This is a genomic window from uncultured Psychroserpens sp., from assembly GCF_947494225.1.
Taxonomy (GTDB): Bacteria; Bacteroidota; Bacteroidia; order Flavobacteriales; family Flavobacteriaceae; genus Psychroserpens.
This window is the reverse complement of sequence record NZ_CANLUG010000007.1, coordinates 20062-33388: the sequence shown is the minus strand read 5'-3', so window position 1 is coordinate 33388 and position 13327 is coordinate 20062. Positions and strand designations below refer to the sequence as shown.

Sequence of the window (13327 nt, the reverse complement as noted above, 5' to 3'; positions counted from 1 at the left end):
ACCCAAATGCAGTCAATGTGGTTCTTTGACGATGTTAACCTATTTAAAGTACTCTGTCCTCATAAGTTTAAGTCTTATAAGAAGGATCATGATTTTGATGCTTATAAGAAAAAGGATTATATCTACTTTGAAGATGATTCAGCAAACAAAATTTATTTAATAGAAAAAGGCAAAGTTAAGATTGGTTACTACAATGACAATGGAGATGAAATTGTAAAGGCTATTTTATCTAAGGGAGAATTATTTGGAGAGAAAGCGATATTGGGTGACAATAAACGTGACGAATTTGCACAGTCTATAGACAACTCGACTTCAATATGTCCCATAGGTGTGACGACTATGCATGACCTAATGAGAGACAACCAGACGTTTAGTTTTAAGGTGTATAAATTTATTGGATTTAAATTCAAAAAACTAGAACGCAGACTTCAATTACTGTTATTTAAAGATACAAAAACGCGCTTAGTAGAATTTTTGGATGAACTGTGTGCCGACTATGGTTATGACTGCCCCAAGACAGGTGATAATGTTATCAAGCATCCTTATACTCAAAAAGATATTGCCTCATTAATTGGAACATCTAGGCCTACATTAAATATTCTTCTTAATGAACTTAAAGAAGAAAACTACATCAATTTTAATAGAAAAGAGATTAGAATCATTAAACATTCTGCATAATTGTTTAATTTTTTTTCACTTGTGTTAGATAGCTAACATTTTATAACAATAGCTAGTTATAATTTTGAAGTATAAATTTTAAAATTATAAGCGATGATTAAAAAAATGTTTTTAGCAGTTTTGGCACTTGGAATTTTTGCCACTTCTTGCAGTAGCGACGATGATAACAATGGTCCTACAAACTCAGACTTAACTCTTAATCTTAATGGTTTAGAAGCATTAGGAAGTGATTTTGTCTATGAAGGATGGATAATTGTAAATGGAGCTCCTGTATCTACAGGAACATTTACAAGTGTAACTTTTCCACAGACGTTTTCAGTGAATACAGCACAGTTAAATAGTGCAACTGCATTTGTGCTTTCAATAGAACCAGCGGTTGATCCAGATCCAGCTCCTGCTGCGACAAAAGTATTAAGAGGTGAATTCGCAGGTAACTCTGCTGCAGTTAATACAGGACTTATTGGAGACTTTAGCTCGGCATCTGGAATGTTCTTTTTAAGAACACCTACTGATGAAACAGGAACAAATAACATGAATGATGAATATGGTGTTTGGTTTGGTACGCCAGGAATGCCACCAACACCAAACTTTAACTTGCCAACTTTACCAGAAGGTTGGGCGTATGAAGGTTGGGTAGTAGGAGAGTCTGGACCTTTGTCTACAGGGACTTTTACCGAATTTGATACTGCCGATAGTTCAAACGGATTTAGCGGAACCGAAAATAACGCGGGACCTCCAATTCCTGGTGAAGATTTCTTTTTAAATGCTCCTGCAGGAGAAACATTTCCTTTAGATATTAGAGGTCGTACTGTAGTGATTTCTGTAGAACCTGTTCCAGATGATTCTCCAGCACCTTTCGCTCTTAAGCCTTTAGTGGGTACTGCTGGTAACGATACTGCTCCATCGACACATAGTTTTGGACAAAACCTATCGTCTTTACCAACAGGCTCTGTAACACGAAACTAGACTAGGGATTACAATATTTAAAGTTTTGTTGTTAGATTTGAAGCGCATTGCCGACTATTTGGTAGTGCGTTTCTTATGTTTAATATTATGACGAAATCAAAAAAATCAAAAATTTATAACCTTCTTATTCTTGTTGTTATTGCGCTCATGTTGATTCCTCAAACGCGTAAGCCTATTCAGGTCGTGGTTAATAAGACTATAGCTTTTTTTGTGAAACCGTCTGTTATTGAGGCTTCGGAAAGGACTAAGTTATCTAGTTACAAATGGTCTTTACAAGATATTAATGGAAACCAATTTGATTTTAAAACAGCAGAAGGAAAAGTGATTGTTATTAATTTTTGGGCCACTTGGTGTCCACCTTGCATAGCCGAAATGCCAAGTCTAGAAAAATTGTATCAACATTTCAAATCTAATGATGACCTTGTGTTTTTGTTTGTTTCTAATGAGGATAAAGAGAAATTATACGAATTCATGGTTCATGAAGGTTATAGCTTTAACGTCTATCAATCTATAAGTAATTACCCAAAAACGTTTGATGTTAGCTCTATTCCTAGAACGTTTGTTATTAATAGAAGTGGGGAAATAATCATTGATAAATCAGGAGCTGCAGATTGGAATAGTGAGCACGTTATTGAAACACTTGATAACGCTCTTAAAGCGTTTTAAAAAACGCTTTAATAAATGACCAAGAAAATAGTGAAGACATTATTTTCAAGTCTTCTAAAAGTGATGATTCTTCGTCCAAAAATTTAAACATAGTCTGCACCGAATTTTTGCTATAAAATTGTTCGAAAAGCCACTCGCCCTTATGATTTTCATCTTTTAAAACTTTCAAAAACACCTTGTCATAAAATCGATGTTTCCTTTTAAATAACTGGTGAGATGGAGGTTTTCCATTTTTTATATTCTCAATTAATAGAGATACTTTTTTTTCTGTATGCTTTAAAGAATACCCTGTAGATCCTTTAACCCATCCGCCTCCAGTTCCTATTTTTGTGATGTTATTGGTATTGTGTTTTGAAAAGTTATAACTGGTCATAGGTATTTGTCCAGTTTCTTCCTCTAGAACAGTATAAGCATCTATATTTAATACAGTTTTGATATAGGTTTTCAAAAACGAATCGTAGATAGGTTCATCCACAAGGTGTTCTGTGAAATATGTAAACTCAATTAAGGCTTCCCTTTTCGAAAATGGTAAAATATAGGTGAAGGTGGTTTGCTCTCCATCCTTCAGGCGGTAATCCATCATCGTTACGTTTTGATCATCAAATGTATCGGTTTCTGTAGAAATCATCCAGCCTTTGAAATGTTGAATAATTGAAGTATTACGTGTCTTAGATGCTTCAGTAAATTCATTAGGAACACGACTATCAAATACATGTGAGGCTGTGTATGTGTTTCGATTTGTTACGACTGATACATTGTCATTGTCAATAACGGAGGTAACTCGTTCTTTTATGAAATGTATAGTTTTATGTGCTCTTAAAGTAGTTAAAGCGTTTGTATAAAAATCAATAGCTCGAACGGTTTTATAAGCATATGGATTAAGCTGAAGATCAATCCTTTTTTTAGAAGTGATAATCGATGCATTAGTCCATGACTTGTGTGTAAGATGATTCCATTGTGATGGCTCGATATCCCAAAAACTCCAAGTTTTGTCGTTGGTGTTTTTTTCAATAGGATCAATAAGGGCAATCTGTAGATTTTTGAAGTAAGAATCCGAGGCTAATTTTAAAGCCAGTTGTAAACCAGCCAGACCATTTCCTATGATAATATAATCGAAATGGGAACGATGTGTCATAAATTATGTTGCCTACTATTTTTTAAAATATTTGAACGGAACAAATAACATCCCAAAGCATTCGCCGTCGTCCTTTCCTAAATGTTTGTGATGCATTTTGTGAGCGCGACGCACTCCTTTTGCATACCAATTATTTGCATTTCTAAATAACTTAAAACGCTGATGAATAAAAATGTCATGTACCAGAAAGTATGTGGCTCCATAAGCCATAATTCCTAATCCGATGGGCAAGCAAAACCAAACAGCTTCATAACTCCAAAGATAAAAACAACCCATGCTTACCGCTGCATAGAATATAAAAAAAGCATCATTTCTTTCAAACCAACTTTTGTGGTCTTTATGATGATGGTCTTTGTGTAGGCTCCATAAAAAACCATGCATCACGTATTTATGTGTAAACCACGCCATAAATTCCATCGTACAGAAAACGCCTAAAAAAATGAGAATCCAAAATACTGTCTGCATACGATTACATTAAATTTAATTGATATTTGACATAGCTTCTAGTAAGGAGTTCAAACTTTTTATAGTTAGGAACTCTAATTCTAGTTGATTTGATTTCTAAGGCAGGTGTTTTTTTAAGTTTTTTAAGTAATTGGCTATAATAACGATAGGCCATAAATACCCCAAACTTTGCTTCAATTGGTAATTTTTTAATGCCTTGTAATCCTTTAGCAAAATCTTTTTGAATATCATCAATAATGGTTTGCTTTGAAATTTCATCTAGCTGACTAAGATCTGTGTTAGGGAAATACGTTCTGTTTAAATCTTCAAAATCGGCTTTTAAATCCCTCAAGAAATTGACTTTTTGAAAGGCAGACCCTAAACTCATCGCCGCATCTTTTAATGCATTGTATTTGTTTCGATCTCCTTTAACAAACACTTTTAAACACATGAGTCCAACAACATCGGCAGAACCATAGATGTAATCTTTATATTCATCATTGGTTAAGTAGTTTTGTTTGTATAAGTCTAATCGCATACTTTTCATAAAAGCGTCAACAAGGTCTTTGTCAATATTATATTTATGGTAAGTGTGTTGAAATGAATTTAGAATAGGGTTTAAACTTATTTTATGTTCGAGTGCTAGTTCTAAATCAGTCGAAAAATTATTAAATAATAACTCTTTATTGTAGTCATGAAAGGTATCAACAATTTCATCTGCAAATCGCACAAACCCATAGATGTTATAAATATCCTGACGAATTGTATTGGATAACATTTTTGTTGCTAATGAAAAAGAGGTGCTGTACGACTTAGTAACAGTTTTACTGCATTGGTTTGAAACGGTATCAAAAATAGCTTTCATAATTAGTTACTGTGGTGTTTTTTAATGAGTTCTGACACTAATTTGCCTGAAATTAGTGAGGGAGGAACTCCTGGTCCTGGAACCGTTAATTGTCCTGTGAAGTATAGATTATTTACCTTTTTACTTTTCAATTTGGGTCTTAAAAATGCAGTTTGTAAGAGCGTATTTGCCATTCCATAGGCATTTCCTTTATACGAATTATAGTCGTTTATAAAATCGTTGACGCAAAAGGACTCTTTAAATATAATATTTTTTTTAACGCGTTGTGATGTTAAATCCTCAAAACGATCTATTATTTTTTCAAAATAGGCCTCTCTAAGATCATTAGAATCTTCTAAGCCTGGGGCTAGCGGGATTAAAAAAATTCCGGCCTCATTTCCTTGCGGAGCTATATTATTATCGGTTATTGAGGGGAAACTTGCATAAAATAATGGTTGTTCTGGCCATTTTGGTGCGTCGTAAATAGCTTTGGCATGTCTCTCGAAATCTACATCAAAAAACAACGTATGGTGATTTACATTTTTTAACTTTTTATCAAAGCCTACATAGAATAATAGGGAAGAAGGAGCAAAGGTTTTTTTCTCCCAATAGCTTTTAGAATATTGAACGTATTTCGCATCTAAAAGTGTTTCGGTATGATAATAATCTGCACCACTCAAAATAATATCACTATCATAGCTCGTTCCGTTGGAAACAATTCCAGTTGCTTTTCCTTTATTAACGACAATCTTATCTATTGGTTGGTTTGTTTTTATAACCACACCAAGCTGTTTTGCTAATGATTCCATTGCCATTATAACTTGATACATACCACCTTTTGGGTGAAAGGTACCTATACCGAAATCGGCATAATTCATGAAGCTATAAAATGAGGGTGTATTATCTGGTTTGGCGCCTAAAAACAGTACAGGGAACTCAAGAATTTTGGCCAGTCTGTCGTTTTTAAATTCTTTCCTAACATCTTTTTTTATAGTGCTAAAAAATTGACCAATTTTTCTCATAGTGACTGGTGTCACCAGTTCAAAAGGGGAAACGCCTGGTCTATATACAAGATCTTTTATCGCCACTTCGTAGTTGTTTTGGGCGGTGTCAATAAAGGACATTAATTTTTTAGAACTTCCTTTTTCCTCTCGCTCAAAGGCAGCGCATATTTTATCTAAAGTATCCTCGATCGTTATGAAATCATCTTTTCCATAATAGACACTGTAAGCAGGATTTAATTTCTCTAGGGTATAATAGGTTTCAGGAGTCGTTTCGAAATCTGCAAAAAATCGTTCAAAAACATCAGGCATCCAATACCAAGTTGGTCCAATATCGAAGGTAAACCCGTCTTTATGAAGTTGCCTAGCTCTACCACCAATAGTTTCGTTTTTCTCAAAGATTGTAACATTGTATCCATCTCGCGCTAAATAACAAGAAGCCGCAAGAGCAGAAAAACCAGAACCAATTATGGAGATGCTTTTATTCATTGTTTAACAAATTTAATAAAAAGTTAAACAAAATTAACTTTAATTATGTGTTTTTTATAAATTTTTAACCAAACTTTCGATAGTATCAAAAGGCGAAATTTGATTTGGTAGTTGATTTCTGTCTATATCATTGAGCATTCTGCCAATAATCCAAAGCCTCACAGATGTTTTAGTTAATAAATGATCTGAAAAGTCATTTAGATATTTCTTAAGGCCTTCCTTTTCGGGCTTTACTGTAAAATAAGAAACGAAGGTAATGTCATCGTAATAGCCCAGTATATCTTTAAGGCTATGAAGTGGCACACTTTGTCCTAAGAAAATAGATTGGTGTCCTTTGGCAATGATTTCATGATTTATAATCATTAGACCTAATTCATGAACTTCATTATCAGGAAGGTATAATACAAAAACTTTATTGGTATCTACTTGGTTTTTAGACTGTATTTTTTCAGTATTAATTAAGATCTTTTGTCTTATTAATGAGGTTAAAAAGTGCTCATGAGCAGGTGTAATAGTATCTGTTTGCCAAAGCACACCTATTTGGGATAGCAAGGGCATAAAGTCTTGATAAAAAATCTCAATAAATGTCTTCTCTTTTTCTAAACCTTCATAGGTATCATAAAAAAGTTTTTGATCAAAGTTGAGCATCGCTAACTTAAAGGTATCAATAGCGTGGTTGTTTGTTTGGTCGTTTTGAGCAACTTCTTTCACCAAATTGGGAATGTCCATACTATCTAAAGATGCTATTTTAGAAATCTTATAGCCATTATTGTTTAAATAACTGATGTTAAGCAGTTTTTGAAGATTTCCTAAGCTATAGCATCTAATATTAGTGTCTGTTCTCTCGGGCTGTAACAGGTTATAGCGCTTTTCCCAAATCCGAATGGTATGTGCCTTTATGCCAGTAAGATTCTCGAGATCTTTGATACTAAATGTACTCTTAATGTTGTTCATTTTTAGTTTAAAAAGGTTAAACAAAAATAAACTTTTTTTAATACAGAACTCAGATTTATACTTTTTTTAATGATATAACTGTTAACAATGCATCATATTTGGACTTTATTATTCGACTTTTATAGTTTTACTATTTTTTACCTTATCATCATAAAGATGAATAGTTTGTTTGTCTTCAATGGTAAACGAACTCTAAAATTATGGATTGGTTTGCAAACATAGAATACTTAATTACTGGTAATCCTAGGCAACAAAATGCTTATAAGGTGTTAAAGGCATTGAAAATTTTAGAGAGGCTCAGCCAATATAATCCTGTGTTGTCGGGAACAATTCCAATAGAAATTGATATACCAAGTAGCGACTTAGATATTATTTGTCAATGTGAAGATCATCAAGAGTTCTCATTAAATATAAGTAGTTTATATGGAGATAAAAAAGGATTTCAAAAGCAAACAGATTATTATGATGGCATAGAGTCTACTGTTGTTAAATTTCAGGAGGAGTCCTTTAAAATTGAAATTTTCGCACAGAACAAACCCGTATTACAGCAAAACGCTTATAAGCATATGATTATTGAGTATAAGATTTTAAAGACAAAAGGTTTAGCGTTTAGAGATAAGATTATTGCACTAAAAAAAGAAGGTTATAAAACCGAACCAGCCTTTGCTAAATTATTAGGATTAAAAGGAGATCCTTATAAGGCCTTGTTAAAAGTTGAGATTTAATATTATGAAATAGAATGGAAGAACATTATCAATTTTCTGATGAAGAATTTAATCGCCAATTCGAAACTTGTAAGTTAGATCCTGGATTATTTAGTCATGAAGCACATTTGCGATTGGCTTGGATTCATATTAATAATCTCGGACTCATAAAAGCCGAAGAAACGATTCAAAATCAGTTACAAAATTTTGTAGCACATGTTGGTGCAAAAGATAAGTACCATACAACAGTAACGGTTGTGGCTATAAAGGCTGTTTACCATTTTATGAAACGATCTAAAACACGTGATTTTAAAAGTTTTATTGCTGAAACCCCTCAGTTAAAGACCAATTTTAAAGGTTTGATAGGGCGTCATTACAGTTATGATATTTTTAAATCTGATAAAGCAAAGACCGAATTTCTAGAACCAGACTTACATCCTTTCGATTAAAATAAAAAAAGATGCTAAACATAAGTCAAGCATCTTTTTTCGATTTTATGGTGCGCACGAGAAGACTCGAACTTCCACGGACTAATGTCCACTAACCCCTCAAGCTAGCGCGTCTACCAATTCCGCCACGTGCGCATTTTTTAAGCTGCGGCAAAGCTATAAAAAAGGATATAGAAAACATAATTTACTGTGCACATAAATTACCTTTAAATCATAATTACTATAAGTATATAAAGGAGAAAGGATTAGACCAATTAAAGTCTAACCCTTGATAATTTATAAATAGTGTGCTAAATGGTTTACCCTTTTTTTACAGGTTTCTCAGCTTGTCTAGGAATACCTCCGCCGTCTTTAGGATTACCACCACCGCCGCCACCGCCACCACTAGTAGCGTGTGTCACGTAGATAATTTTAGCGCCTCCTCTTCCACAAGGATTATTACCCATAACTTGAACATAACCAGCGTTTTGACCATAGCCAGTCATTGCTGTTAGGTTTCTATGATCTGTTGGTTGCATTTGCCAGTTTTGAGAAAAATAGTCGATAGGGTTAGATACATCAAAAGGATAAGGTAACCACCATACATAATCTTCGGCACCTTGAGAAATACCAGCATTATAATTAACTAAAGCACCTGTGTTTACTGTTGATGGTCCACTAATACTCGCTGGAGATTGTGGTTTTCCAACCCAGATGTCTTTGGTTACACTTGTTCCATCACTGAAATTTGCCGTTATAAATCCGCTAGCGCGACTATCACTAGGAACACTTACAGTAAGCGACGTAGCATTGCTACTAACGAATTGTAAGTTTGGAGAGTGTGTCCATGATGATACTGATGGTGCCATTCCGTTTATTGTAAACGTGAGGTTGTCAAATCTACATGCATATTCTGCTCCAGAAATTGTAAAGCTAGGAGCAGCGCAACCACCATATAAAAAGTCGGCAGCAATAATATCAAAACTAGAAAAGCCATTCCATGTGAAGTTCGCTGTTCCTCCATTCATTACAGAGTTAGGATCTTGAGCTGGTGTGCCTGGTATAAGGTTAGCACCAACAGGGCCAACGCCTTCACCTCTTGCATCCCAATTTGTATGTCTAAAACCAATACAATGTCCAAATTCATGAACCATATTATAGCGCTTTTGTCCAGTACTAACTGTAGTATTACCGTCAAAATTTAGATTAATCAATATTTCATTGTGAGGTTGATTTGCATTTGGAAATCCAGCAGAAGCAATTACATTGTTCGGAAGTGAATTGTTATCACTTCTTACAACGATATCAGCATTTGGATTGGTAGTTAAGGTAAAGTTGATACAGTTATCCTGAATGTTGCTCCAATCATCCATGGCTTGGTTAATTTCAGTTCGCCAATTATCAGGCCCTAATTGCGGAATAGAGTTGTCTACAAATACAGTCATTGAAGTTACATTAGCCTGAGACACTAAATTATTAGTATGCGCGTGTCTGTCTAAATGATCATCTTGCTCTGCATAGTCTTTAATGTCTTTAGAGAACATTAAATCGCCTCCAACTAAGAAGAAATTGTCAAGCTCAACAATAGTTTCTAGAGCGTAACCTTTTTCAAGTAGTTTGTCAATAACAGCGTTTCTGTTTAAATTCTCTTGTTCTTCCACTATATTGTCTTCAGAACAATTCTGAAAGCTTAACAGACAAGTCATGCTTAGCGTTAATAGTGCTAGTTTTTTTAATTTTTTTGTTTTCATACGAGTTAATTTTTATGGTTTAATAATAGTAGTACTACCTGAAAGTTCCGAGACGAATAAAAATGTTACCCAAATCAAATCGGATTAATTATTTTTTTTTAAATCGCATGAATGACATGTATTTGCCATATAAAAAAAGGAAGTGCGTAGGTGTTTAATGTCAACAAGAATATATAGGCGTTATCGAGAGCTAAAAAATGCGTATAAAATAATCCCTAAAATGAGACCTATAATTATGAAATAGGTCCAGAATAAAGTCCTGCAACTATAACCATCGCGTATTTTATCGGCTAGTTTTTCTCTATAGCTGCTCATTCTAAGTACAAGTTAAGATTAATATCAAAACAAATATCTGGTAAAATAAGAAAGTAGGGTAGAGCCAAAACCCCTTTTTTTAAAAGGGATAAACACCAAAGATTACTACTCAATTGATTGCATAAAAAAAGCCTAAGTATCAAATGCTTAGGCTTTTTAAGTGACTTGGCTGGGGCTCGAACCCAGGACCCTCTCCTTAAAAGGGAGATGCTCTACCAACTGAGCTACCAAGTCAATAAGTTTCTCTAACGAGGGTGCAAATATAAAACGATTAATTAATATTCCAAACCAATTTTTAGATATTTTTTCGTTTTTTTGTGATTAATTATCTTATGTTTTTAATAATCAATTTATAACGAAAAAATGACATTGTTTTTAGTTGGATATATGGGCTCTGGAAAATCAGTAATTGGTCAAAAACTAGCAGAAGTTTTAAACTACGATTTTATAGATTTTGATGCTTTTATAGAAAGTAAGGAAGAATCTACTATTTCCAACATTTTTGATGCTAAAGGTGAAATTTATTTCAGGAAAGCCGAACATAAATACTTAGATGATGTTCTTGCAACATCGCATACTGTTGTGTCTTTAGGAGGAGGAACACCTTGTTATGGAAATAATATGGCTAAACTTTTAGATGCAAACAACGCGCAAACCATTTACCTTAAGGCTTTAATACCAAGCTTATCTGATCGTTTGTTTTCTGAAAAAGCACAACGACCATTAATTGCACATATTACGTCTAAAGATAATTTAAACGAATTTATAGGAAAGCATCTATTTGAACGCGCGCCATTTTATGAGCAAGCGCATATAACAATAAAAACAGACGCTAAAGACGTAGACGAAGTTGTAGGAGAATTAATAGCCCAACTATTCTAAATAGGCCTCATGCTGCTTGCCAGATAAAATAATCTCAACATGTTCGTGTAATGACGTCGACAATGAGATGCCTTTAAAATCGGCTTTTACAGGAAACTTCTTATGATTTCTATTTACCAAAACAGCCGTTTTAAATTGCTTAAGCGGTACATCTAAAAAATGTTTTACACCATAAATTAAAGTACTACCTGAGTTTAAGACGTCGTCTACCAAAACAACAGACTTATTGGTGTATTCTTCAGCCTTTAAAGAGGTTTTAATCTCAGATAAAGGTTGCTTTTTATCAATGGTAACTTTACAAAGTATGGGATTTAAATCTGAAATTTTTTCAAGCGTTTGTTTTAGCTTTTTCGCTAATATGTAGCCGTTATTTTCAATTCCAGCCAAAATAATGTCTTCTTCATAAACATTGCTTTCATAAATCTGGTAAGCAATACGTTTTATTTTATGCTGGATTTCCTGATGATTTAAGATGATGTTTTTAGTATGACTCATACTTTGATTTGTTTCTTCAAATATAAAAAGAGTTCGGTTATTAAAACGATTTAATTTTGGATATCTTCCTCTGGAGTATCATAAAAATCATCAATATCTCTACGATCCTTTTTCGTCGGTCGTCCAGTCCCTTTTTTACGGTAATAATCTTTAGAATATTTGAGGAGTTCTTGTGCCTCAAACGCTTCTTTTGGGGTAACGTCTGTCCTATAAATATCTACCAGTTTTGCACCAACGCGACTTTCAGGTAAGTCATTAACAACAATTTGATATGTTATTTGGTCTTTTCTAAACTCTATTTTATCTGTTGGGTAGACCTCTCTGCTGGGTTTTACAACCTGCTCATTTACCTTGACATGACCCTTTTTGCACGCATTAGTGGCAATACTTCTCGTTTTACAATATCTAATGCACCAAAGGTATTTATCTATTCGCATATTAAAACTGTGAAATTGACGTTAATTGTATTGCACAAAAATATTATATTATTGTATCTTGCGTGTTAAAAATAAGCAATATTGAACGATTCAAATTTATTTGAATAAAGAAAAATTTAATCATGATGAAATTAAAAAATGTAGCAGCGGTTATCGCGCTTTCAGCATTATCTTTTTTTGCCTGTAAGCCAGATGATCCAGATTTTGTACCTGTCCCAGATAATGATAGAACCGAACAGCAAGTTGTTGATAACGACTCTTTAATAGATTATTTCGAAACGCATTATTACAACTCATCCTTATTTGAAACTCCTGGAGACTATTCTATGGATGACATTATAATTACAGAGTTACCTCAAGATGATGATGGTAATTATTTGCCACTTCCAGATCCAGATGATAATACCCTATTAATTGATGCTGTTGAGACGTACACAACGACATTTTTGGAAACCGAATATGAATATTACATATTAAAGTTAAATCAGGGAGGAAGTGATTATAGCCCTAATTTTAGTGATTTAGCAGAGTTTGTGTACTCTGGAAATTTAATGGATGGAACGGTGTTTGATAGTTCTGTTAATCCAAACTTTGCCTTTGATATGTTAGGACTTATTGAAGGTTGGAGAAACGTGCTAACAAAATTTAATACGGCAGATTCTTTTACTATTAATCCTGATGGTACCGTACAATATAGCGATTATGGTTTTGGCGTTATGTTTTTACCTTCTGGGTTAGCGTATTTCTCAACACCTCCTTTTGGTGTACCTGTGTATTCTAATCTTATTTTTAAGTTTGAATTGTATAGAGCAGAGGCTAATGACCATGACAATGATGGTGTACCTTCTCAACTAGAAGATTTAAATGAAAATATGAATGCTAATGATGATGATACAGATGGTGATGGCGTGCCTAATTTCTTTGATGCAGATGATGATGGTGACGGTGTGTTAACTACAAACGAAGATATTAATAATGATGGAGATCCTACTAATGATGATACTGATGGTGATGGGATTCCTAATTATTTAGATGCAGACTCTACAGAAACAAATGAAGATTCTTAAAAGGGAAACTTCAGTACAGCAATAAAAAAAAGACGCCATTAGGCGTCTTTTTCGTTTTTTAACGGGTCTCT

Annotated in this window: 15 protein-coding genes and 2 tRNA genes; 7 read left to right on the top strand and 10 right to left on the bottom strand. The window is 33.8% G+C overall.

Annotated features, from left to right (window positions below; all coding sequences use genetic code 11):
• The first annotated feature begins 6 nt into the window (after positions 1 to 6).
• The 3 genes from Q0893_RS15085 to Q0893_RS15075 all read left to right on the top strand — a co-directional run bounded on the left by Q0893_RS15085 (position 7) and on the right by Q0893_RS15075 (position 2310).
• Entirely contained in the window at positions 7 to 678 is a 672-nt protein-coding gene (locus tag Q0893_RS15085; RefSeq protein WP_298903534.1) for a Crp/Fnr family transcriptional regulator, read from the top strand.
• A gap of 93 nt (positions 679 to 771) precedes the next feature.
• A complete protein-coding gene (locus Q0893_RS15080; protein WP_298903533.1) occupies positions 772 to 1644 on the top strand; it encodes an anti-sigma factor in 873 nt (290 codons plus the stop codon).
• An 87-nt stretch (positions 1645 to 1731) separates the two neighbouring features.
• Positions 1732 to 2310: a TlpA disulfide reductase family protein gene (locus Q0893_RS15075; RefSeq protein ID WP_299277165.1), complete on the top strand. Its 579-nt coding sequence runs from the start codon at positions 1732 to 1734 to the stop codon at positions 2308 to 2310.
• Here the strand turns inward: Q0893_RS15075 and Q0893_RS15070 are convergent.
• The 5 genes from Q0893_RS15070 to Q0893_RS15050 are packed head-to-tail and all read right to left on the bottom strand — an operon-like array spanning position 2297 to position 7177.
• Positions 2297 to 3445, bottom strand: a complete 1149-nt coding sequence (locus Q0893_RS15070; RefSeq protein ID WP_298903531.1) for a lycopene cyclase family protein — start codon at positions 3443 to 3445, stop codon at positions 2297 to 2299. The genes Q0893_RS15075 and Q0893_RS15070 overlap by 14 nt on opposite strands.
• 15 nt (positions 3446 to 3460) lie before the next feature.
• Positions 3461 to 3910 carry a sterol desaturase family protein gene (locus Q0893_RS15065; RefSeq protein ID WP_298903530.1) on the bottom strand — a complete coding sequence of 150 codons (450 nt, stop codon included), beginning with the start codon at positions 3908 to 3910 and terminating at the stop codon, positions 3461 to 3463.
• A 4-nt stretch (positions 3911 to 3914) separates the two neighbouring features.
• A complete protein-coding gene (locus tag Q0893_RS15060) occupies positions 3915 to 4754 on the bottom strand; it encodes a phytoene/squalene synthase family protein (protein ID WP_298903529.1) in 840 nt (279 codons plus the stop codon).
• A gap of 2 nt (positions 4755 to 4756) precedes the next feature.
• Positions 4757 to 6223: an NAD(P)/FAD-dependent oxidoreductase gene (locus tag Q0893_RS15055; RefSeq protein ID WP_298903528.1), complete on the bottom strand. Its 1467-nt coding sequence runs from the start codon at positions 6221 to 6223 to the stop codon at positions 4757 to 4759.
• Between the two features lie 54 nt (positions 6224 to 6277).
• On the bottom strand, positions 6278 to 7177 hold the full coding sequence (locus Q0893_RS15050) for a MerR family transcriptional regulator (protein ID WP_299277157.1): 900 nt from the start codon (positions 7175 to 7177) through the stop codon (positions 6278 to 6280).
• A 200-nt stretch (positions 7178 to 7377) separates the two neighbouring features.
• Here Q0893_RS15050 and Q0893_RS15045 point away from each other — a divergent pair, with 200 nt between their 5' ends.
• Positions 7378 to 7902, top strand: coding sequence for a DUF4269 domain-containing protein (locus Q0893_RS15045; RefSeq protein ID WP_299277154.1), 525 nt, complete (start codon positions 7378 to 7380; stop codon positions 7900 to 7902).
• A gap of 14 nt (positions 7903 to 7916) precedes the next feature.
• Positions 7917 to 8330 (top strand): hypothetical protein, encoded by a 414-nt coding sequence (locus tag Q0893_RS15040; protein WP_298903525.1) that lies wholly within the window; start codon positions 7917 to 7919, stop codon positions 8328 to 8330.
• 48 nt (positions 8331 to 8378) lie between these two features.
• On the opposite strand, the gene Q0893_RS15035 is transcribed toward Q0893_RS15040, so the two are convergent.
• The 3 genes from Q0893_RS15035 to Q0893_RS15025 all read right to left on the bottom strand — a co-directional run bounded on the left by Q0893_RS15035 (position 8379) and on the right by Q0893_RS15025 (position 10609).
• A tRNA-Leu gene (locus tag Q0893_RS15035) sits at positions 8379 to 8465 on the bottom strand.
• 164 nt (positions 8466 to 8629) lie between these two features.
• Positions 8630 to 10060 (bottom strand): M57 family metalloprotease, encoded by a 1431-nt coding sequence (locus Q0893_RS15030; protein WP_299277150.1) that lies wholly within the window; start codon positions 10058 to 10060, stop codon positions 8630 to 8632.
• Between the two features lie 476 nt (positions 10061 to 10536).
• A tRNA-Lys gene (locus Q0893_RS15025) sits at positions 10537 to 10609 on the bottom strand.
• A 129-nt stretch (positions 10610 to 10738) separates the two neighbouring features.
• Between Q0893_RS15025 and Q0893_RS15020 the strand changes: the two genes are divergently transcribed.
• A complete protein-coding gene (locus tag Q0893_RS15020; protein WP_299277147.1) occupies positions 10739 to 11257 on the top strand; it encodes a shikimate kinase in 519 nt (172 codons plus the stop codon).
• Here Q0893_RS15020 and Q0893_RS15015 read toward each other — a convergent pair.
• Positions 11249 to 11752, bottom strand: a complete 504-nt coding sequence (locus tag Q0893_RS15015) for a phosphoribosyltransferase family protein (protein WP_298903522.1) — start codon at positions 11750 to 11752, stop codon at positions 11249 to 11251. The genes Q0893_RS15020 and Q0893_RS15015 overlap by 9 nt on opposite strands.
• 50 nt (positions 11753 to 11802) lie before the next feature.
• A complete protein-coding gene (locus Q0893_RS15010) occupies positions 11803 to 12189 on the bottom strand; it encodes a S4 domain-containing protein (protein WP_298903521.1) in 387 nt (128 codons plus the stop codon).
• Between the two features lie 122 nt (positions 12190 to 12311).
• Here Q0893_RS15010 and Q0893_RS15005 point away from each other — a divergent pair, with 122 nt between their 5' ends.
• A complete protein-coding gene (locus tag Q0893_RS15005) occupies positions 12312 to 13256 on the top strand; it encodes an FKBP-type peptidyl-prolyl cis-trans isomerase (protein ID WP_298903520.1) in 945 nt (314 codons plus the stop codon).
• The last annotated feature ends 71 nt before the right edge of the window (positions 13257 to 13327 follow it).